The sequence below is a fragment of the Actinoallomurus sp. NPDC052308 genome (genome assembly GCF_040679195.1).
GTDB classification, from domain to species: Bacteria; Actinomycetota; Actinomycetes; order Streptosporangiales; family Streptosporangiaceae; genus Actinoallomurus; species Actinoallomurus liliacearum.
The window spans coordinates 180,304-199,863 of the sequence record NZ_JBFAUM010000015.1; the positions used below are offsets into that span (position 1 = coordinate 180,304).

General features: G+C 73.5%; 23 protein-coding genes. 13 read left to right on the forward strand and 10 right to left on the reverse strand.

Going from position 1 to position 19,560, the window contains the following annotated elements; genetic code table 11:
• Positions 1 to 66 precede the first annotated feature (66 nt).
• The 5 genes from dapA to AB0L00_RS29620 all read right to left on the reverse strand — a co-directional run bounded on the left by dapA (position 67) and on the right by AB0L00_RS29620 (position 4,508).
• Positions 67 to 1,005, reverse strand: a complete 939-nt coding sequence (dapA, locus tag AB0L00_RS29600; protein ID WP_364440358.1) for a 4-hydroxy-tetrahydrodipicolinate synthase — start codon at positions 1,003 to 1,005, stop codon at positions 67 to 69.
• 440 nt (positions 1,006 to 1,445) lie between these two features.
• Complete coding sequence (locus tag AB0L00_RS29605; RefSeq protein WP_345361950.1) at positions 1,446 to 1,637, reverse strand: hypothetical protein; 192 nt, start codon at positions 1,635 to 1,637, stop codon at positions 1,446 to 1,448.
• 152 nt (positions 1,638 to 1,789) lie between these two features.
• Complete coding sequence (locus tag AB0L00_RS29610; protein WP_364440359.1) at positions 1,790 to 2,935, reverse strand: hypothetical protein; 1,146 nt, start codon at positions 2,933 to 2,935, stop codon at positions 1,790 to 1,792.
• 97 nt (positions 2,936 to 3,032) lie between these two features.
• Complete coding sequence (gene tsaA, locus AB0L00_RS29615; RefSeq protein ID WP_364440360.1) at positions 3,033 to 3,452, reverse strand: tRNA (N6-threonylcarbamoyladenosine(37)-N6)-methyltransferase TrmO; 420 nt, start codon at positions 3,450 to 3,452, stop codon at positions 3,033 to 3,035.
• 84 nt (positions 3,453 to 3,536) lie between these two features.
• Positions 3,537 to 4,508 carry a zinc-binding dehydrogenase gene (locus AB0L00_RS29620; RefSeq protein ID WP_364440384.1) on the reverse strand — a complete coding sequence of 324 codons (972 nt, stop codon included), beginning with the start codon at positions 4,506 to 4,508 and terminating at the stop codon, positions 3,537 to 3,539.
• 59 nt (positions 4,509 to 4,567) lie between these two features.
• Here AB0L00_RS29620 and AB0L00_RS29625 point away from each other — a divergent pair, with 59 nt between their 5' ends.
• Positions 4,568 to 5,386: an alpha/beta hydrolase gene (locus AB0L00_RS29625; RefSeq protein WP_364440361.1), complete on the forward strand. Its 819-nt coding sequence runs from the start codon at positions 4,568 to 4,570 to the stop codon at positions 5,384 to 5,386.
• A 107-nt stretch (positions 5,387 to 5,493) separates the two neighbouring features.
• Here AB0L00_RS29625 and AB0L00_RS29630 read toward each other — a convergent pair whose 3' ends face one another.
• Positions 5,494 to 6,462, reverse strand: coding sequence for a DMT family transporter (locus AB0L00_RS29630; protein WP_364440362.1), 969 nt, complete (start codon positions 6,460 to 6,462; stop codon positions 5,494 to 5,496).
• On the opposite strand from AB0L00_RS29630, the gene AB0L00_RS29635 reads away from it, so the two are divergent.
• The 3 genes from AB0L00_RS29635 (at position 6,461) to AB0L00_RS29645 (ending at position 9,087) form a co-directional block, all read left to right on the forward strand.
• Positions 6,461 to 7,858 carry a PLP-dependent aminotransferase family protein gene (locus AB0L00_RS29635; protein WP_364440363.1) on the forward strand — a complete coding sequence of 466 codons (1,398 nt, stop codon included), beginning with the start codon at positions 6,461 to 6,463 and terminating at the stop codon, positions 7,856 to 7,858. The two genes, AB0L00_RS29630 and AB0L00_RS29635, sit on opposite strands and share 2 nt — an antisense overlap.
• Before the next feature lie 73 nt (positions 7,859 to 7,931).
• A complete protein-coding gene (locus AB0L00_RS29640) occupies positions 7,932 to 8,471 on the forward strand; it encodes a CGNR zinc finger domain-containing protein (RefSeq protein WP_364440364.1) in 540 nt (179 codons plus the stop codon).
• A 52-nt stretch (positions 8,472 to 8,523) separates the two neighbouring features.
• Positions 8,524 to 9,087 (forward strand): GNAT family N-acetyltransferase, encoded by a 564-nt coding sequence (locus AB0L00_RS29645; protein ID WP_364440365.1) that lies wholly within the window; start codon positions 8,524 to 8,526, stop codon positions 9,085 to 9,087.
• An 18-nt stretch (positions 9,088 to 9,105) separates the two neighbouring features.
• On the opposite strand, the gene AB0L00_RS29650 is transcribed toward AB0L00_RS29645, so the two are convergent.
• From AB0L00_RS29650 to AB0L00_RS29660, 3 genes are all read right to left on the reverse strand, one after another.
• Positions 9,106 to 9,831, reverse strand: a complete 726-nt coding sequence (locus AB0L00_RS29650) for a hypothetical protein (protein WP_364440366.1) — start codon at positions 9,829 to 9,831, stop codon at positions 9,106 to 9,108.
• A 69-nt stretch (positions 9,832 to 9,900) separates the two neighbouring features.
• The gene (gene ung / locus AB0L00_RS29655; protein ID WP_364440367.1) at positions 9,901 to 10,593 is read right to left on the reverse strand and encodes a uracil-DNA glycosylase; all 693 of its coding nucleotides are present in this window, start codon (positions 10,591 to 10,593) and stop codon (positions 9,901 to 9,903) included.
• A 60-nt stretch (positions 10,594 to 10,653) separates the two neighbouring features.
• On the reverse strand, positions 10,654 to 11,142 hold the full coding sequence (locus AB0L00_RS29660) for a MarR family transcriptional regulator (RefSeq protein WP_364440368.1): 489 nt from the start codon (positions 11,140 to 11,142) through the stop codon (positions 10,654 to 10,656).
• 152 nt (positions 11,143 to 11,294) lie between these two features.
• Between AB0L00_RS29660 and AB0L00_RS29665 the strand changes: the two genes are divergently transcribed.
• From AB0L00_RS29665 to modA (AB0L00_RS29700), 8 genes are all read left to right on the forward strand, one after another.
• Positions 11,295 to 12,920, forward strand: coding sequence for an MFS transporter (locus AB0L00_RS29665; RefSeq protein ID WP_364440369.1), 1,626 nt, complete (start codon positions 11,295 to 11,297; stop codon positions 12,918 to 12,920).
• A gap of 25 nt (positions 12,921 to 12,945) precedes the next feature.
• Positions 12,946 to 13,812 carry a 1,4-dihydroxy-2-naphthoate polyprenyltransferase gene (locus AB0L00_RS29670; protein WP_364440370.1) on the forward strand — a complete coding sequence of 289 codons (867 nt, stop codon included), beginning with the start codon at positions 12,946 to 12,948 and terminating at the stop codon, positions 13,810 to 13,812.
• A gap of 169 nt (positions 13,813 to 13,981) precedes the next feature.
• The gene (locus AB0L00_RS29675; RefSeq protein WP_364440371.1) at positions 13,982 to 14,581 is read left to right on the forward strand and encodes a malonic semialdehyde reductase; all 600 of its coding nucleotides are present in this window, start codon (positions 13,982 to 13,984) and stop codon (positions 14,579 to 14,581) included.
• Positions 14,582 to 14,676: 95 nt separating this feature from the next.
• The gene (locus tag AB0L00_RS29680) at positions 14,677 to 15,063 is read left to right on the forward strand and encodes a helix-turn-helix transcriptional regulator (protein WP_345361908.1); all 387 of its coding nucleotides are present in this window, start codon (positions 14,677 to 14,679) and stop codon (positions 15,061 to 15,063) included.
• A complete protein-coding gene (gene modA, locus AB0L00_RS29685) occupies positions 15,060 to 15,845 on the forward strand; it encodes a molybdate ABC transporter substrate-binding protein (protein ID WP_364440372.1) in 786 nt (261 codons plus the stop codon). Before AB0L00_RS29680 ends, modA (AB0L00_RS29685) begins: the two co-directional genes overlap by 4 nt.
• Positions 15,842 to 16,618 carry a molybdate ABC transporter permease subunit gene (modB, locus tag AB0L00_RS29690; RefSeq protein ID WP_364440373.1) on the forward strand — a complete coding sequence of 259 codons (777 nt, stop codon included), beginning with the start codon at positions 15,842 to 15,844 and terminating at the stop codon, positions 16,616 to 16,618. The genes modA (AB0L00_RS29685) and modB overlap by 4 nt, the downstream gene beginning before the upstream one ends.
• Positions 16,606 to 17,649 (forward strand): ABC transporter ATP-binding protein, encoded by a 1,044-nt coding sequence (locus AB0L00_RS29695; protein WP_364440374.1) that lies wholly within the window; start codon positions 16,606 to 16,608, stop codon positions 17,647 to 17,649. The genes modB and AB0L00_RS29695 overlap by 13 nt, the downstream gene beginning before the upstream one ends.
• Before the next feature lie 76 nt (positions 17,650 to 17,725).
• Positions 17,726 to 18,472 (forward strand): molybdate ABC transporter substrate-binding protein, encoded by a 747-nt coding sequence (gene modA, locus AB0L00_RS29700; protein ID WP_364440375.1) that lies wholly within the window; start codon positions 17,726 to 17,728, stop codon positions 18,470 to 18,472.
• A 16-nt stretch (positions 18,473 to 18,488) separates the two neighbouring features.
• Here the strand turns inward: modA (AB0L00_RS29700) and AB0L00_RS29705 are convergent, their stop codons facing one another.
• Complete coding sequence (locus tag AB0L00_RS29705; protein WP_364440376.1) at positions 18,489 to 19,127, reverse strand: TetR family transcriptional regulator; 639 nt, start codon at positions 19,125 to 19,127, stop codon at positions 18,489 to 18,491.
• Between the two features lie 97 nt (positions 19,128 to 19,224).
• Here AB0L00_RS29705 and AB0L00_RS29710 point away from each other — a divergent pair, with 97 nt between their 5' ends.
• Positions 19,225 to 19,356, forward strand: coding sequence for a hypothetical protein (locus AB0L00_RS29710; protein ID WP_364440377.1), 132 nt, complete (start codon positions 19,225 to 19,227; stop codon positions 19,354 to 19,356).
• Positions 19,357 to 19,560 lie beyond the last annotated feature (204 nt).

Genomic DNA, 19,560 nt, shown 5'->3' on the forward strand with positions numbered 1-19,560 from the left:
TCACGCGCCCTCCTACCTATTCAGCGGCTCGCCTCTCCGGCGATGCCTTGGGAACCTGTGGTCCGCTCACGGACCCTCCACGATCTTGACGCCGCCGGCGACGAGGTCCTCGCGCAGCGCGGCGGTGAACTCCGGCGTCGCGTCCACCAGGGGCGGGCGGACGGTGCCGCCGGGCAGCCCGAGCAGGGACAGCGCCGCCTTGGTGGCGATGACGCCCTGAGTGCGGGTCATGAGGGCGGTGACGACCGGCAGCAGCCTGCGGTGGATCTCCGTGGCGCGCCGCGTGTCCCCGCCGAGGAACGCGTCGATCATCTCGCGCAGGTCGGCGCCGACGACGTGCCCGACCACGCTCACGAAGCCGGCCGCGCCGACCGACAGCCACGGCAGGTTCAGCGCGTCGTCGCCGGAGTAGAACACCAGATCCGTCTCGGCCATCACCTGCGAGGCCCCGAACAGATCGCCCTTCGCCTCCTTCACCGCGATGATCCGCGGGTGGTCGGCGAGCCGCAGCAGCGTCTCCGCGGCGATGGGCGTGCCGGTACGGCCGGGGATGTCATAGAGCATCACCGGCAGGCCGGTCGCGTCGGCCACCGTGGTGAAGTGGCGCGCGAGTCCTTCCTGCGGCGGCTTGTTGTAGTACGGGGTGACGACCAGGAGGCCGTGGGCGCCGGCCTGCTCCGCCTGGCGCGCCAGCTTCAGGGTGTGCTCGGTGTGGTTCGTGCCGACGCCGGCGACGATCGTCGCGCGGTCGCCGACCGCCTCGAGGACGGTGCGCAGCAGGCGCTCGTCCTCCTCGTCGCTCGTCGTCGGCGACTCTCCCGTCGTCCCGCTGACGACGAGGCCGTCATTGCGCTGCTCGTCCACCAGGTACGCGGCCAGCCGTGCCGCCCCGTCGTAGTCGATGGTGCCGTCGGCGGCCATGGGGGTGACCATCGCGGTCAGCATCCGGCCGAAGGGCGCGGAGTCGTCACGTCCCTGCGGCAGGGCGTTCGTGCTGGGTGCCATGTTCCGAACTTACCGGGCATCGGCGGTGGCCGGGAGCCGCGGGGACCTCCGTGTCGCCTCGTCCGGGCGTCGTCCCAGCGCCCGGAACACCCCGTGTTTCCTGGGTTTTTGCCCGGCCATGAGGCCCTGACGAGGAAGACGCCGCCAGAACACGCTCGGGGGTACGCGTTCTGACGACGTCACCTTCAGCATCGGAATTCAGAAAACCGGCGTTACCGGAGAACCTTGACGGCCTCTCGTACGTTGGAGTGAGTGGGACGGGGTTCCGCCGGGGTCTGGCGGGGCTGGCGGAGCCTCTCCCGGCGGAGGATGCGCGCCTCGGTGGCAGGGGTCTGGGGCTCTCCGCGTCGGTCACCCACCCGACCGGCGCACCGGCCACCGAGGCGCGCGCACCCGCGCCTGAGGGGTGTCCGATGGATCACCGGACACCCCCTAGCCCGTCAGGCGTCCTGCCGGGCGTCGAGATGCTCACGCAGCTTCAGTTCCAGTTCTTCCCGGCTCCGGGCGCGGAGGCACTCGTTGCGCCGTACCGCCCACCAGTGACCGGAGCCGCCGAGCCCGAACCGCCAACCGGAGTAATCGGCCGCCAGCTGCTGCAGCTGACCGGCCGCCCCCTGGACAGTGTCCTCCATGTGCATCTCTCCCGAACCTCCCACACCGCCAGCCGCGGCGATCCGCACCACGGTCGCCGGAATTCCTTCCCCGCGTGAGGACGAATCGACCACATGGCCGCGAGCGGTCAGGAGGTCCGCGGGGAAGCGTTTCACCTGCGAAGACAGGTCATTTAATCAGCTTTTGCGGCATGTATCGCAAGCGTCAGATTTAGTTGTCCATCGTGTCGCTCGCGCGCTGACGGACGGTGTCCGCGCGCGTACGGCGGGACGTCATCCGAGGGCCGCTCCCGGGTCGCCCCGGACCTCGGCCAGCGCGTTTCACCCAGCCATCCGGCGCGGTACGCCGCCCAGTCGCGGTCGCTCGTCGTCCAGTCGGCGTAGACCGCCACTCCGTACGGCCGCCGGGGTGGCCGGCGCAGCCGCGCGACGCCCTGCCGCACACCGCGCAGCGCGGTGGGCAGGTCCTCGGCCCACGGCGTCGGCGACCGGTAGGTCGGCACCCCCATGAAGACGGTCACGCGATCGCCGATCAGCGACAGCGTCCGCTCGGTGTGGTGGGCGAAGTGCCATCCGGCGAGCGCCCGCGTCGGTGCCTCCGAGTCGTACGTCATGATCGCAACCTGGTCGACGCGGTCCGCGACGGCCTTCAGGTACGCCGCCGTGGGCCGTGGCGGATAGTGGGTGCTCCCACGCGGGAGCACGAGCCGGAAGAGGGGCTGCGTCCAGTCGGCGAGCCCCGGTTGCTCCAGCGCGACCGACAGCAGCCGTCCCCGGGCGCGCGTCACCTCCCGCGTGCGCGTCAGCAGGTCGAGGAAGTTCCGGTCGTCGGGGTAGATCGGCTCGATGTCGTAGTGGATGCCGGCGAACCCCACGTCGAGGAGGGCGCGATCGGCGTCCAGGATGTGCGCCCGCGTCGCCGGCGCCCGCAGGTCCAGCGGGCCGCCGCCGGAACGCTCGACCTGCCCGACGTACGCCTGGGCGCGCACGCCCGGCGCCAGCCGGCGCAGCGCCGCGAGCAGCTCCGCGGCGTGGCCGTACCGCGCCGGCGGGATCCGTCCGTCGCCGGTCAGCGGGCCGACGTGGAAGAAGACGTCGGTGATCCGATTCCGGGTGAGCGTGCCGGCGAGCGCGCGGTACTCGGCCTCGGTGTGCGCCTCTCCCGCCCACTGGTGCCGGGCCCACAGCGCGTTCGCGGTGCCGCCGTACACCGGCGGTTCCGGCTGCCAGTCGAACCACGCGTACCCGAAGAAGATCACCGAGGCGCCGAGCAGGGTCGCGCAGACCCACGCCACCGCCCGGACGAGTCGCCGTGTCATGCCCCTCCCTGATCAGGAGGTCCGACGCTCCGGATCGCCCGCCGGTTCACCCAGGGATGTCCGGCCGGGCGAAGATCCACCGGGCACCCCTGGGTGATCAGCGTTCGGCGACGTCCTGGTCGAGGACCGGCTTGACGTCGACGATCGGCGTGCCGTCCAGGGCCTCCAGGTCCTTGACCAGGACGCGGAGCCCGTCGACCCGCAGGATCGTCACCCGGTGCAGGCCGATCGGGTTCGGCCGGTCGGGCGACCGCGTGCCGAACACCCCCTGGGGCGGCCGGGCCAGGTCGCCGCGCGGGTGGACGACCAGCGCGTCACGGGACGCCCGGTCGAACCACGTCAGCACGATGACCTGGGCCCCCTCGGTCAGGTCGCGCAGGCCCTCGCGGACGTCCTCCCGGAACACCAGCCACGCGTCCGGCGCTCCTTCGTCGCCCTGCCGGGGCGCCGCGGCCCGATCGGTCAACGGCGACTCCACCCGGCCGATGGGGTGCACTTCGTACGAACCGTCGCTCACCGTTCTCCTCACGATCGCGCGTCGCCGCCATCATGACGGGCGATGGCGGCGGCGCTCCCCGCTTTCGACGAAGAACGAAGGCGGTCACGCGACGATCAGCAGGGCCTTGCCGAGGACCTCGCGGGCCTCGATCGCGGCATGGGCCTCGGCGGCGTCCGTCAGCGGGAACGTACGCCCGATCACGGGTCTGATGCGGCCCGCCGCCGCCTCGTCCAGGGCCCGCTCGGCCAGCCGCCGGTACTCCTCGGGCCCGAACTGCAGGTCCTGGATGCCCCGTATGGCGAGGCCCCGTCGCGCCACCGCGCCGGGGTCGACCGGGGCGAACCCGCCGCTGGGCGCCCCGTGCGCGGAGATCCGGGCCCCGTCCGCCGCGACCGCGATCGCCGCGCCGCCGATCTCCCCGCCGGCGCCGTCGAAGACGACGTCAGGGCCCCTGCCTCCGGTCGCCTCCCGCACCCGGTCCGCCCATCCCGGCTCGCTGTAGTCGACCACGACCTCGGCGCCCAGCTCACGGGCGAGGTCGAGCTTGCGCTTGCCCCGCGCGGCGGCGATCACGTGCGCCCCGGCCGCGCGGGACAACTGCACCAGCAGCGTCCCCATGCCCCCGGCCGCCGCGACGACGAGCACCCACTCCCCCGGCCGGACCCGCGCCGGGTCGAAGACGCCCAGCGCGGTCACCCCGTCGTGCAGGAGGGCCGCCGCGGTGGCCGGGTCCAGCCCGTCCGGCACCGGCAGCAGCCCGCCGGCCGGGACCACGACGTGGGTGGCGTAGCCACCGTCGGGGGTCCGGGCGGCGACCCGCCGCCCGGTCCAGGCGGGGTCCACCCCCTCGCCGACGGCGCTCACCTCGCCGGTGACGGCGCCGCCGGGCACGTAGGGGGGCCGCACGTCGAAGTACTCGCCGCCCCAGCCGGACCGGATCTGCGTCTCGACGAACAAGGTGTCCGCCGCGGAGACCGCCACCACGACCTGCCCGGGTCCCGGAACGGGATCCGGGCGGTCCACCGGGACGAGCACCTCGGGACCGCCGAACCTTCCGACCTCGATCACCCGCATCGTCACCACTCCCCTTCGTAGGACCTGTGTTCGTGACGAGCGTGGAACATGAACCTTGGTTGAGGTCAACTCGGTTCGGCCCGCAGGCGGGCGAGCGTCTCCGGCGTCAGCCGCCGGGCCAGCCGCTCGAGCAGGGCGGCGACGGCGACGCCGGGCGCAACGCCGGCCTCGTCGCCCGGCTCGCCGACGACTACACGGTGGTCACCTACGACCGCCGCGGGCTGTCCCGCAGCCGCCTGGACGACCCCGGCGCACCGGTGACGCTGGAGACGCACGCCGACGACGCCCACCGTCTCCTCGCCGGGCTCACCGACCGCCCGGCCCTGCTGTTCGGCTCCAGCTTCGGCGCCCTGACCGGCCTCATCCTGGCGAGCCGCCACCCCGCGCAGGTCGACACCCTGGTGGCCCACGACCCGGCCACCGCCCGGCTCCTGGACGACGCCGCGCGGGCCCGGATCACCGGAGAGCTCGCCGACCTGGAGGAGATCTTCCGCCGCGACGGCGTCCTCGCCGCGCTGAAGCGCCTCGGCGAACTGGTCGCCGCCGACTTCGCCGACCGGGAGCCCGACGTGCGCCTCCCCGAGCCACCCGACGCCCGGCGCATCGCCAACCTGGAGTTCTTCTTCTCCCGGGACATCACCGCGATGGTCGAGGCGCCGTTCACCGCCGCCGACGCCACCGCGCTGAAGGAGTCCCCGGTGCGGGTCGTCCCGGCCGCCGGCCGCGCCTCCCGGAACATCTGGAACTACGAGTGCGCCCAGACGCTGGCCGCCCTCCTCGGCACCGGCGTCGTCGAGTTCCCCGGCGGCCACAGCCTCTCCACCCACCCGAAGGCCTTCGCCGCCCGGCTCCACGAGGTCCTCGCCGACCGCGGATGAGCGCTCCCCACGGCCGCCAGAACGCTCGGAGAAGGCTCGTGCCCCCGTCCGTTACGGCGCGATCCACCGCTTCCCGTCGCGACCTTCACCGAGCGTCCCGCCGCCGTTCAGCCCTTCCCGGCCGCGCCGGGCGACACCACCTCGGGGGTCGCCGCCGGACGGGCGGCGGCGGTGCGTGAGACGCGGGCCCGCTGGGCGATGAGGACGCAGACCAGCACACCGGCCGCCGCGACGACCGTGCCGGCACCGGCGTGCTCGCCGAGCAGCAGCCAGGACCAGAGGAGGGTGAGCAGCGGCTGGGCGAGCTGAACCTGGCTCGCCCGCGCCACCCCCGCCTTCGCGAGCCCGGCGTACCAGGCGAAGAACCCGAGGAACATCGACACGCCCGACACGTACGCCAGGCCGGTCACCGCCGCGCCGCTCCAGTGCCCCGGCGTCGCCGCGAACAGGGCCATCGTGACCGGGATCGTGATCGGGGCGACGAGGACGAGCGCCCACGACACCACCTGTGGGCCGGGCATCTCGCGGGCCAGGCGGCCGCCCTCGGCGTATCCGAGGCCGGCCGTCAGCATCGCTCCGAGCAGCAGCGCGTCGGCGGGCGCGAACCGCCCCAGCCCGTTCCGCAGGGTGAACGCGACGATCAACGCCGCGCCCGCCAGGCTCGCCGCCCAGAAGACGGGAGAGGGGCGCTCACCGGCCCGTACGACGGCGAAGACCGCGGTCGCGACGGGGAGCAGGCCGATCACCACGGCGGCGTGCGACGAGGAGGACCCGTGGTCGAGGGCGAGCGTGGACAGGACCGGGAACCCGAACACGATGCCGAGGGCCACCACTCCCAGAGAGGCCCACTGACGCCCGTGGGGTCGCGGGGCGCGCATCAGCCGCAGCGCGACGGCGGCGAGGACCGCGGCGATCCCGGCGCGCCCGATCCCGATCAGGTACGGGCCGAAGGCGCGCAGCGCGAACTCGGTGGCCGGGAGGGTGAAGGAGAAGGCGAGGACGCCGAGCGCGGCGGCGCCGAATCCCGGAGGCAGCGCTACCGCACTCCATCGAGTAGCGTTATCCTGATTTCTCATGAATAACGATAGCAGTATCGCCGGCCTCGCCACAGAGCTGCGGGCCGAGGTGGCGAGGCTGCGACCCGGCGACCGGCTGCCCTCCAGCCGGTCGCTGATGAGCCGGTACCAGGTCAGTCCCGTCACCGTGGCCGCCGCGATCCGGCTGCTCGCCGCCGAGGGCCTCGTCGTCGCCCGGCCCGGCAGCGGCACGTACGTCGCGGAGCCGCCGCGGCCGACGCCCGCGGAGCCCGCGGACCTGGACTGGCAGGCGGTGGCCCTCGGCGACCGCACCGTCGACGCGGCCGGCGTGATCGGCCTGCTCTCCCAGCCCCCCGAGGGCGTGATCGCGCTCAGCGGCGGCTACCTCGCGCCCGCCCTGCAGCCCGTCCGGGCCCTGGCCACCGCCGCCGCGCGGGCGGTCCGCCGGGCGGACGCCTGGGAACGCCCGCCGCTGTCCGGCCTGCGCGACCTGCGCGAGTGGTTCGCCCGTACGGCGGGCGGTGACGTCACCGCCGCCGACGTGACCATCACCAGCGGGGGCCAGGGCGCGATCAGCCTGATCCTGCGCGCCCTGCTGCCACCCGGCGCCCCGATCCTCGTCGAGTCGCCGACCTACCTCGGGGCGCTCGCCGCGGCCCGTGCCGCCGGGCTGCGCCCGGTGCCGGTGCCGGTCGACGACCAGGGCCTGCGCACCGACCTGCTCGCCGACGCGTTCGCGGCGACGGGGGCACGCGCGCTGTTCTGCCAGCCGACCTTCCACAACCCGACCGGTACGGTGCTGTCCGCTCCGCGTCGCGAGCAGGTCCTGGACGTCGCCCGCGCGGCGGGCGCGTTCGTGGTCGAGGACGACTACGGCCGCCATCTGGCGATCGACCCGCCTCCTCCGCCTCTGGTCGCGTCGGACCGGGACGGCCGGGTCGTGCACATCGCGTCGCTCACCAAGATCACCGCACCGAGCCTGCGGGTCGCCGCGGTGATCGCCCGCGGACCGGTCGCCGAGCGCATCCGCTCGGCGCAGGTCGTCGAGTCGTTCTTCGTCGCCCGCCCGCTCCAGGAGACCGCCCTGGAACTGGTCACCTCCCTCGCCTGGCCGCGCCACCTCCGCACCGTCGGCGAGGCGCTGACGCGGCGGCGCGACGCGCTCATCTCCGCGCTCGCGGCGGCGGGCCTGCGTCCCGCCGTCCGGCCGCGCGGAAGCCTGCACCTGTGGGTCGGCCTGCCGGACGGCGTCGACGACGTCGCGCTCGCCGAGGCCGCGCTGCGGGCGGGCGTCCTGGTCAGTCCCGGGCGGCGCTACTTCCCCGCCGAGCCGCCGAAGCCGCGCATGCGCCTCAGCTACGGGACGGCGGCCGGCGAGACGGAGCTCGCCGAGGGCGCGGCCCGCTTCGCCAAGGCACTGGCCGCCGCGTCGTAGTCACCGCGCTGGAACCGGTGTTCGAAGTACGCTGGTGTCGAGGCGGAGGCTGTGGGTTCTATGAGGAGGGCGCATGACCGGGTCGGAGAGCGCCCTGCTGCTACGTGACTTCGTCAACACCTACGACGTGGACTGCGACATCGACGACTTCGCCGCGCCCTGGGATCTCAGCGGCTGGCTGACCGAGCGCGGGCTGACGCCGGCCGGCGCCCGCGCGGACCAGTCCGACCTGGCGTTGGCGGTGGCCTTCCGCGAAGGCCTCCGGACCGCGATGCTCGGCCATCACGGCCCGGGCGCCACGGCTCCGACCGCCGACCTCGATCGGGTCCTGGCCGCGCTGCCCCTCCGCGTGTCGCTCGACGGCCCGGCACTGCTCCCGCTGGCGGGCGGAGTCCGCGGTGGGCTCGCGACGATCGCGGCGGCGGTCATGCGAAGCGTCGCCGAGGGCGACTGGGCCCGGCTGAAGGTGTGCCGGGAGACGACGTGCCGGTGGGCGTTCCTCGACACGTCGAAGAACCGCTCCCGCAACTGGTGCTCGATGCGGATGTGCGGCAACCGGACGAAGACCCGCGCCTACCGCGCGCGCCGCCGGGCCGCCGCCTCCGGTACCTGACGCCGCTCCACCCCGGCGGGCGGATGGGCGGTACCGTCGTCGGCATACGAACGTGACACGAGCGGGGGGCGAGACACCGGTGGGCGTGGTGGGGGTGCGGGCGGCGTATCCAGGAGACGTGGCCGCCGTCGCGGAGATCCAGGTACGGGCCTGGCGGGAGGGGTACCCCGGCGTCATCCCCGAGGCGGCGCTGGCCGAGATGACCGGTCCGGAGGCGGTCGCCCTGTGGCGTGAGCGCTGGACGGAGGCCGTGGCCGCCCCGCCGAGCCCACGGCACCGGCTGCTGGTCGCCGTGGACGAGGGTGTGATCACCGGGTTCGCCGCGCACGCCCCCGCCGGGGATCCCGACCAGGACCCGCAGACGACCGGCGAGCTGCTCACCATCCTGGTCGACCCGGCGCACGGGCGGACCGGGCACGGCAGCCGCCTGCTCGCCGCCACCGTCGACCATCTGCGCGAGGACGGCTGCACGACGGCCATCACCTGGGTCTTCGCCGCCGACGACACGCTCCGGGGCTTCCTGACCTCGGCGGGCTGGGCGCCCGACGGGACGCACAGCAAGGTCGACATGGGCGAGCCGGTCGCGATGGTGCGCCTGCACACCGCCATCGTCTGACCGGCGGGCCCGCGTGACCTACCGGAGCGTCGCGCTCGCCTTGCGGTACGCCTGCCGCGCCAGCCTCTCGGCGTCCGCGCGGGTGACGTCCAGGCCGTCGGCCTCGCAGGACGCGGCGTAGTCAGGGCCGAGGAAGACGATGTTCCAGAGGTGGACGTGCACTCCGCTGGTCGTCTCGTCCATCTCGCGGATGCGCCCGCCCTCCCCCAAGGTGTACGGGTCGTCCGTGACGGTCCTGGCGCTCATCGTCGTACCCCCGGCGGTCGCCTTGAACGACCGGCATGCCTTCGGGAACGGCCGGGTGGCGCGCTGTCTCGCCTGCGCGTCGGAGACAGCGGAGAGCATGACGGTGGTGAACGTCTGCCCCTGGGTGAACGACATCAACGCCGTCGGCGTCCGGGTCGCGGCCCCCAACCCGGCCGGCCCGGAGGCGGTGCATCCGGGCGCGGCGGTGACGGCCGCCGTGGCGCCTGTCGCCCCGAACCCGGTGATCACCGTGTCGGCGGGGCCGCTCTCGGTCCTGACTCTTGTGGCGCCCGCGGGCGGATCGATCAGGGCCCGCTTGAGCTGTTCCGCCGTGTAGCGCGCGCTCGGCGAGGCGGACGCCGCCGTGGATCCGGCCCCCGGCGCCGGGGTCTGCCCGACCTTCGACACCTTGCCGTGACCGCCGGTGGAATCGCAGCCGGTCTGCGCCATCATCGCCGTCGCGACGATGATGGCGGCGGCCGCAGTCTTGACCCTCATTCACTGCCCCCTGCGATCGGGTCGATCACCAGAGAGGACGCGCCGGGGCTTGGTGGGGTTGTCCGTCCTCTAGGCCGGGGTGTCGACGAGGGTCCAGTCGATCTCGGGCTCCCCCGCGTCGGCCAGGGCCTTGTTGACCGCGCTGAACGGCCGGCTGCCGAGGAAGCCCCGCGGGTTCATCGGGCTGGGGTGCCCGGCCTCGAATACGACGTGCTGCGCGCCGGTGACGAGGTCGCGCTTCTTGCGGGCGTAGGCGCCCCAGAGCACGAACACCACCCGCTCGCTCTTGGCGTCCAGGGCCCGGATCACCGCGTCGGTGAACTCCTCCCAGCCCTTGCCCCCGTGGGAGCCCGCCTTTCCGGCGCGCACGGTCAGCACCGCGTTGAGCAGGAGCACTCCCCGCTCGGCCCACGGCGTCAGGTCCCCGGTGGTGGGGACCGGGACGCCGAGGTCGTCGTGGAGCTCCTTGAAGACGTTGCGCAGCGACGGCGGGATCCGCACGCCCGGCCGGACGCTGAAGCTCAGCCCGTGCGCCTGACCCGCGCCGTGGTAGGGGTCCTGGCCGAGGATGAGCACCCGGGCGTCGTCGGGCGCGCACAGGCGGAAGGCGCTGAACAGGTCGGGCTGCGGCGGATAGACGGTGCCCGCGGCGTACTCCGCGGCCACGAAGTCGCCGAGCCGCCGGGTGGCGTCGGGGTCGAGCAGCGGCTCCACGCGCTCGCGCCAGGCGTCGGGAAGAAGCTCCAGCAGGTCGAAGGACATGCGCGGCAACCTAACATCACGGTCGGACGGATTTCCGCTCATCCGCCCCCACCGCGCCGGTCAGAGGCGCCCGGTCCTGGAGGACGCCGGGTCGGGCAGGGCGTCGTCCATCGACTGGAAGCGCAACACGGTGGCGAGGAGGAAGTCGCGCACGATCCGCTCGTCGCCCGGGGGCAGGTGGTCGAGCATCGGCTCCATCTGGCTGTCGGCCGCGTCCTGGGCCTGCCGGAGCTGGCGGCGTCCCGTCTCGGTGAGCGCGAGGCGGACGAGACGGCGGTCGGCGACCTCCCGTCGCCGTTCGATCCAGCCCGAGCGCTCGAGGTGGTCGACCGTGTGGTTGAGTGTCGAGGGGGCGATGCCGCAGCGCCTGGCGAGTTCCCGCTGGGTGAGGGCCGATCCTCGCTCGAGGGAGTCGAGGACGGCCAGGCCGTGCGGTGTGAGGCCGTAGCCGCCCATGAGCCGTTGCCAGTGCATGGCGACGACGTGACCGGCGACGGCCAGCAGGCGGGACAGCGACATGCGTTCGAGGTCGGCCTCAGAGGTTCGCACGGCAGACATTCTCTGTGTTCAGGGCGCGGAGGGCCAGCGGAGAGGCCGACCCGTGAGGTCACCGTGAGGGGACCCGGAGGGGGTCTGAGAAGTCGGGGGTAAGTTTGACGCCGAACCATTCAGGATCGAACAGACCGATCTGGAACCCCTCCATGACCTTGCGCTCGGCTCCTCCCCTGCCCGCGTCCTCGACCGGCTCGCCCGGACGACGCCGCTGGCTGGGGATGGTGGTGATCAGCCTCGCGGTCTCGCTGATCATCGTCGACGCCACGATCGTCAACGTCATGCTGCCCCGGATCGTGACCGAGCTGCGGCTGACGACCACTACCGCCGAGTGGATCACGTCGATCTACTCCCTCGTGTTCGCGGCGCTGCTGATCCCGTTCGGGCGGGCGGCCGACGCGTACGGCAGGCGCCGGATGATCGTCCTCGGCACGGTGGTGTTCGTCCTGGCGAGCGTGCTGGCGGCCCTGTCCGGCAGCGGACCCGCGCTGGTCGGGGCACGGCTCCTGCAGGGGGTCGGCGCGTCGATGATCCTGCCGGGCGCGCTGTCCACGGTGACGTCCGTCTTCACCGGCCGGGATCGTGCGATCGCGTTCGGCATCTGGGGGTCGCTCATCGGGGGCATGGCCGCCCTGGGCCCGCTGCTCGGCGGCTGGCTCGCGACGTCGTACGGCTGGCGCTGGGCGTTCGGCGTGAACGTTCCGCTCGGCGCGCTGATCGTCGTCGGCACGGTGCTCCTGGTGGCCGAGACGCGTGATCCGGCGGTGCGCCGCGTCGGCGACTGGCCGGGCACGGTGCTCAGCACGGGCGGTCTCGGGGCGCTGGTGTTCGCGCTGATCGAGGGCCAGCGGTACGGCTGGTGGGCGGCCACCCGGCCGTTCGCCGCCGGGCCGCTGCACTGGCCGGACGTCGGCGTGTCGCCGATCCCGGTGGCGCTGGCCTCCGGAGTCGTGATGCTGGTGGCGCTCGTCGTGGTCGAGCGGGCGCGGGCGGCGGCGGGCCGGCCGGTCGTGCTCGACCTCTCGCTGTTCCACATCCCCGACTTCCGGCGCGGCAACGCGGCGGCGTCCCTGATCAGCGTCGGCGAGCTCGGGTTGATGTTCGTGCTGCCGCTCTTCCTCCAGGACGTGCACGGGAACTCCCCGTTGCAGGTGAGCGTCGCGATCCTGCCGCTGGCGGTCGGGACCTTCCTGGCGGGCGGGATGTCGGCGCGGCTGTCGCGCCGCCTCGGCGCGGCCCGGACGCTGCAGGCCGGAATGGCCCTCGAGGTGATCGCGGCGGCGCTGATCGGCCTGACCACGCGCGCCGACACCACCGGGTTCGAACTGGCGCCGTGGATGCTGATCTACGGCCTCGGCCTCGGCATGACCAGCGGGCAGCTGACCCGGATCGTGCTGCGCGACGTCCCGCCCGCCAGCACGGGCCTCGCCTCCGGCACCCAGTCGACGGCGCGCCAGGTCGGGTCCGCGCTGGGGATCGCGCTGATCGGCGCGGTCTTCGCGGTGGGGCTGAGCCACGCGATGACCACCCGGCTGCACGAGGCGGGCCTGCCGGCCGGGCAGGGCGCGGCGTACGCCGAGCGGCTGCGCGACAGCGCCGGGACGTTCGCCCGCGATCTGCGCCGGGAGGACCCTCGGCTGTCCCGGGCCGCGAACGAGAGCCTGGCCACGGCCACCGACCGCGCGGCATTCGCCACCGCCGCGCTGCTGGCCGTCGGCCTGCTGCTGACCCTCCGGCTGCGGTCCGGCACGGGTCCGGAAGAATCACCCGCATGATCATCGGCTTCGAGGAAGGGCGATAGTGGCGACCCTCTCCCAGTGGGTCGCCGGCTCGCGGCCCCGAACCCTCCCCAACTCCATCGTCCCCGTCGCCGTCGGTACCGGCGTGGCGATCGGCTACGGCCACTTCGTCTGGTGGCGCGCGCTGCTGGCGCTTGTGGTCGCCATGCTGCTGCAGATCGGGGTGAACTACGCGAACGACTACAGCGACGGGATCCGCGGCACCGACGAGGTCCGCGTCGGCCCCATGCGGCTGGTCGGCTCCAAGGTCGCGCCGCCGAAGCAGGTCCTGGCGGCGGCCTTCGGCTGCTTCGCGCTCGCCGCGGTGGCCGGTCTGGTCCTCGCGGCGGTCACGACCTGGTGGCTGGTGCTGATCGGCGCGGTGGCGATCGCGGCCGCCTGGTTCTACACCGGGGGCTCCCGCCCGTACGGCTATCGCGCGCTGGGCGAGCTGTCGGTCTTCGTCTTCTTCGGCCTCGTCTCGGTGGTCGGCACGGCGTACGTGCAGCTGGAGAGCCTGCCGTGGGCGGCGTGGGTGGCCTCGGTCCCGGTCGGGCTGCTGTCGTGCTCGATGCTGGTCGTCAACAACCTGCGCGACATCCCCACCGACGCCAAGTCCGGCAAGCGCACGCTCGCGGTCCTGCTCGGTGACTGGCGCACGCGGGTGCTGTACAGCGGCTGCTTCGTCGCGGCGTTCCTGTGCGTGCTGGCGGTCGCGGTCTCCCGGCCGTGGGCGATGATCACGCTGTTGTCGGCGCTGTGGGCGATCGCGCCGAACGCCAAGGTGCTGCGCGGCGCGAAGGGCCCGGCGCTGATCGCCGTGCTCGGCGAGACCGGCCGGCTGCAGATCATCTTCGGGGCGCTGTTCACCCTCGGCCTGGCTCTGTAGGAGTCGTCCTCGGCCCGGCCCTCTGACGGTCGTCCCCGGGTCCGGCTCTCCGACGGCCTCGGGGACGTGAGCCGGATCACTCTCTCTGCGGGATGATTGAAGTTTCAATTAGCGTTCACAACCGTTGCCGGTGGAGCGACCACCGGAGACGACCCGAAGAGGAGTCATCGTGAGCGACTCGCTGAGCATCGACCCCACCGCTCAGGACATCCTGTTCCGTACGGCCCGTACGGCGAACACCTTCACCGACGAGCCGGTCTCGGACGACCAGGTGCGCGCCATCTACGACCTCGTCAAGTGGGCGCCCACGGCGATGAACATCCAGCCGCTGCGCGTGGTCCTGGTCCGGTCCCCGGAGGCCCGTGAGCGCCTCGTCACGCACATGGCGGAGGGCAACAAGGCCAAGACCGCGGCCGCGCCGCTGGTGGCGGTCCTCGCGGCCGACAGCGACTTCCACGAGCACCTGCCGACCGTCTTCCCGCACCGCCCCGAGGCGCGGGACGACCTGCACGGCGCGCCCGAGGTCCGCGCCAGGATGGCGGCGTTCAACGGCGCGATCCAGGTGGGCTACTTCATCGTCGGCGTTCGCGCCGCCGGCCTGGCCGCCGGGCCGATGGCGGGCTTCGACGCCGAAGGAGTCGCCAAGGAGTTCTTCCCCGAGGGCGGCCACCAGGTGCTCGCCGTCGTCAACATCGGCAGGCCCGGCCCCGACGCCTGGTTCCCGCGCAACCCGCGGCTGGAGTACGACCAGGTGGTCACCACCGTCTGAGCACGCGACCGCGAGGCATAACGGACGTATCCCCTCGCATCCGACACCGGATATCGGCTCGGTTGCCCGCATCCGCGATGGTTACACTGATCCGCGTGACAGCGTTCCGGATCAGTGAGGTCGCGTCCCTGCTCGGCGTCAGCGCCGACACGGTGCGACGGTGGATCGACTCGGAGAAACTGCCCGCCCGACGGGACGAGCAGGGCCACCGGATCGTCTCGGGGGCGGACCTGGCGGCCTTCGTCCGCTCCCCCGCCGATCGGGGCGGCACGGCCCCGTCCTCGGCCCGCAACCGGCTGCGCGGCATCGTCACCGAGGTCGTACGCGACGGCGTCATGGCACAGGTCGAGATCCAGGCCGGGCCGTTCCGCGTCGTCTCCCTCATGAGCCGGGAGGCGGCCGACGAGCTCGGCCTGGAGCCCGGCGTGGTCGCCGTGGGGGTCATCAAGTCCACCAACGTCGTCGTGGAGCTGCCTTCATGATCGGTCATCGCACCATCCTCCGGACCGCCTCGATCGTCGGGCTCGCGGCCGCCCTCGCGGCCGGCTGCGGCGACAAGGGGGTCAAGAAGGACTCCGGCGACAAGGCCGCCACGCGGACGGTCGTGGTCTTCGCCGCGGCCTCCCTGACCGAGTCGTTCACCTCCCTGGGCAAGTCCTTCGAGTCGAGCCATCCCGGCGTCCGGGTGAAGTTCAACTTCGGCGGCAGTTCGGCCCTGGCCCAGCAGATCGACCAGGGCGCCCCCGCGGACGTCTTCGCCGCGGCCAGCCCCGCCACGATGAAGCAGGTCACCGACGCGGGCCGGGCGTCGACGCCGCGCGTGTTCGCGCGCAACCGCCTGGAGATCGCGGTCCCGAAGGGCTCCTCCGGCAAGGTCACGTCTCTCAAGGACCTGGCGGACCCGAAGGTGAAGGTCGTGCTCTGCGCCCCGCAGGTGCCCTGCGGCGCGGCGGCGCTCAAGGCCCTCGCGGCCGCCAAGCTCACCGTGAAGCCGGTCTCGCAGGAGCAGGACGTCAAGGCCGCCCTCACCAAGGTGCGGCTGAACGAGGCGGACGCCGCCCTCGTCTACCGGACGGACGTCAAGGCGTCCGCCGGGCAGGTCCAGGGCATCGACTTCCCCGAGGCCGCCCAGGCGATCAACGACTACCCGATCGCCGCGCTCACCAAGGCGCCGCAGCCCGGCCTGGCCGGGGAGTTCGTCCAGTCGGTGCTCTCCCCCCAGGGCCAGGCGACGCTGCAGCAGGCCGGATTCGAGAAACCGTGAACCGGCGGGCGCCCTGGGTGCTGGTGCTTCCGGCCCTCATCGGGCTCGCCTTCCTCGTCCTTCCCCTCCTGGGCCTGCTGGTGCGCGCGCCGTGGTCGACGCTCGGCACGCGTCTGGTCCGGTCCGAGATCCTCGACGCCCTGCGGCTGTCGCTGGTCAGCGCGACGCTCGCCACGCTGCTGTGCCTGCTCGTGGGAGTCCCGCTGGCCTGGGTGCTGGCCCGGATCGACTTCCCCGGCCGGCGGCTGGTGCGCGCCCTCGTCACCGTGCCGCTGGTCCTGCCCCCGGTGGTCGGCGGCGTGGCGCTGCTCCTGGCGCTGGGCCGCAACGGCCTCGTCGGGCGCTGGCTGGACCGCTGGTTCGGCGTGACGCTGCCCTTCACGACCGCGGGAGTGGTGTTGGCGGAGGCGTTCGTGGCCCTGCCGTTCCTCGTGATCAGCGTGGAGGGCGCGGTGCGCGCGGCCGACCTGCGCTACGAGGACGCCGCGGCGACGCTCGGCGCCTCGCGATGGACGACGTTCCGGCGCGTCACGCTGCCCCTGATCGCGCCGGGGGTCGGCGCCGGGGCGGTGCTGTGCTGGGCGCGGGCGCTCGGTGAGTTCGGCGCCACCATCACGTTCGCCGGCAACTTCCCGGGCCGTACCCAGACCATGCCGCTCGCCGTCTACCTCGCGCTGGAGAACGACCCGCAGTCCGCGATCGTGCTCAGCCTCGTGCTGCTGGCCGTGTCGATCGTCGTGCTGGCGGGCCTACGGGGGCGATGGGTGTCGTGATCGACGCTCGGCTGGTCGTACGGCGCGGGACCTTCACCCTCGACCTGGCGCTCACCGCCGCGCCGGGTGAGGTGGTGGCGCTGCTCGGCCCGAACGGCGCGGGCAAGACCACCGCGCTGCGCGCGCTCGCCGGCCTGACACCGCTGTCGGAGGGGCACATCCGCGTCGAAGGCGAGGAGTGGCACGACCGCCCCGCCGAGCGCCGCGCCGTCGGCGTCGTCTTCCAGGACTACCTCCTCTTCCCCCACCTGTCCGCCCTGGAGAACGTCGCGTTCGGCCCGCGCTGCCAGGGTGTCGGCCGGCGGGAGGCACGCCGGCTCGCGGCCGAGTGGCTGGAGCGGGTGGGTCTCGCCGACCAGGCGGCCCGCAGGCCCCGCACGCTGTCGGGCGGGCAGGCGCAGCGCGTCGCGCTGGCCCGCGCGCTGGCCGTACGGCCCCGGTTGCTGCTGCTCGACGAGCCGCTGTCCGCCCTGGACGCCCACACCCGCCTGACCGTGCGCGCCGGGCTGCGCCGCCACCTCGCCGACTTCGACGGCGCCGCCGTCCTGGTCACGCACGACGCCCTCGACGCCATGGCGCTGGCCGACCGGCTCGTGGTCATCGAGAACGGCGGCGTCGTGCAGGAGGGAACGCCCGCGCACGTCGCCCGGCACCCGCGCACCGACTACGTCGCCCGGCTCGTCGGCCTCAACCTCTACCGGGGAACGGCCCACGGCCACTCCGTCACCCTCCCCGGGGACACCGTCGTCTTCAACACGGCCGAGGCCCTGGACGGAGACGTCTTCCTGGCCTTCCCCCCGTCGGCCGTCGCCCTCTTCCGTACGCGCCCCGACGGGAGCCCCCGCAACCTCTGGGAGGCGACGGTCGGCGGGTTCGAACCGCACGCCGACCAGATCCGGATCCACCTGGAGGGACCCGTTCCCGCGGCCGCCGACGTGACGCCCGCGGCGCTCGCCGAGCTCCGCCTCGCCGAGGGGGACCGCGTCTGGGCCGCGGTGAAGGCCGCCGAGACCCACGCATATCCGGCCTGACGGCGACCCACGGATATCTGCGCCGACGGCGCGTTGTTTTCGGTGATGGCGGAAGGGTCGCCCTAAAGTAGCGCGCATGCCCCCCATGCCACGCGTCGCCGCGCTGGCCGCGGTCGCGCTGGCACTGGCCGGCTGCGGCATCGCCTCCGGCGACGAGCGGATCAACCTGACCGTCCTGGCCGCCTCATCGCTGACCGAGGCGTTCGAGGAGCTCGGCACCGCGTACGGCGCGGCGGCGAAGAACGTGACCGTGCGGTTCGAGTTCGCCGGCTCGCAGGATCTGGCGATGGACGTCGAGGAGCGGGAGCCCGCCGACGTGCTGGCCACCGCGGACCAGGCGTCCATGGACACCGTGGCCGACAGGGTCACCGGCCGTCGCGCGTTCGCCTACAACTCCATGACCATCGCCGTGGCACCCGGCAATCCGAAGCACGTCCAGGGACTCGCCTCACTCGCCGACAGCCGGCTGCGCGTGGTCCTGGGCGGCCCGATCGTGCCGGTCGGACGGTACGCGGCCCAGGTCCTGGCCAAGGCGGGCGTCACCGTACGGCCGCGGTCGGAGGAGGCCGACGCGCGTACCGTGCTCACCCGGGTCCGTACGGGCCGGGCCGACGCGGGGATCGTCTACGTGACCGACATGAGGTCGGCGGGCATCTCGGCGACGAGCGTGCCGATCCCGGCCCAGCAGAACGTCACCGCGACCTACTTCGCCGCCGCGCTGCGCGCGAGCGACCACGAGCCGGCGGCGAAGGCGTTCGTCGCCTGGCTGCGCTCCCCCACCGCGACCGCCATCCTGCGCAAGTACGGCTTCCCGACACCGTGACCGCCCTCCGCGCGCCTCACGATCGTTCGCCGCGTACCGCGTAGTCGGCCAGGGAGGCGTCCAGCAGGCCGAACACCTGGCGGGCCGAGCGGGTCACGGCGGCGGCGATCTCCTGGTCTCCCTCGCCCTCCAGAGCCAGGTCCATGGCGTGCTGGAACAGGGTGCGGTGGGCGGTGGTGAGCAGCGCGGCGGCGGCCCTGGGCGTGAGGTCGCCGGGAGCGGCCGACGTTTCGGCGGCGAGCGTGCGGGCGAGGGCGTCCTCGCGCTGGTCGTGCAGCTCGCGCAGGCGGGCGGTCAGGCCGGCACTGTCGGCGATCATGCGGGCGAAGTCCCGGCCGGTGAAGCCGATCGCGGGGTCGTGCCGTTCGACCGCGGCCAGGAACTCGCGGCGCAGCGCGGCCAGCGCGGACTCGCCGTCGGCCCGGGAGGCGACGGTGCGGGCCAGGGCGGCGGTGAAGGTCTCGTGATGGTCGAGGGCGAGGTCCTCCTTGCGGGGGAAGTAGTTGGTGACGGTCATCTTGGCCACCTGGGCGGCGGCCGCGATCTCCGCGATGGTCACCGCCTCGAAGCCGCGCTCGAGGAACAGCCGCGTCGCGGTGTCGGAGATCGCCTGGCGGGTCTGCTGCTTCTTCAGCTCACGAAGTCCTGCGGGCATGGCACCCATCCTTTCATAGACTCCCCCTAAATTAATACTTGACACAAACTTAGGTTCAACCTAAGTTCGACTCCGCAACCGAACGAGAGGAGCACGTATGAACATGCGCATCACCCCTCCGGCAGGACGCCGCAAGGGCCGCGCCCAGGACGCCGGGCCGATCCGTCGGATCCGCCCGGCCCACCGGCCGGTGCCGCCCCGGCCACGGCGCGGCGACAAGGGCCGCTGAGGCGAGCGCCGTGCACGTTCCCGCCGCCTCCGGAGAGGTCGAGGCCGTGCCGGCGAGGCTGCGGCTCCCGGCGTCGGGCGCGCCTGACGTTCCCGCCGACGCGGGCCCACGCCCGCGCGCCCCCGCGCGGGCGGGGGGCCCGGCCGGGGGGTGGGCGCCGGCCGGCGGCCCCCCCCGGCCCCCCCCCGCCCCGGGGGACTGGGG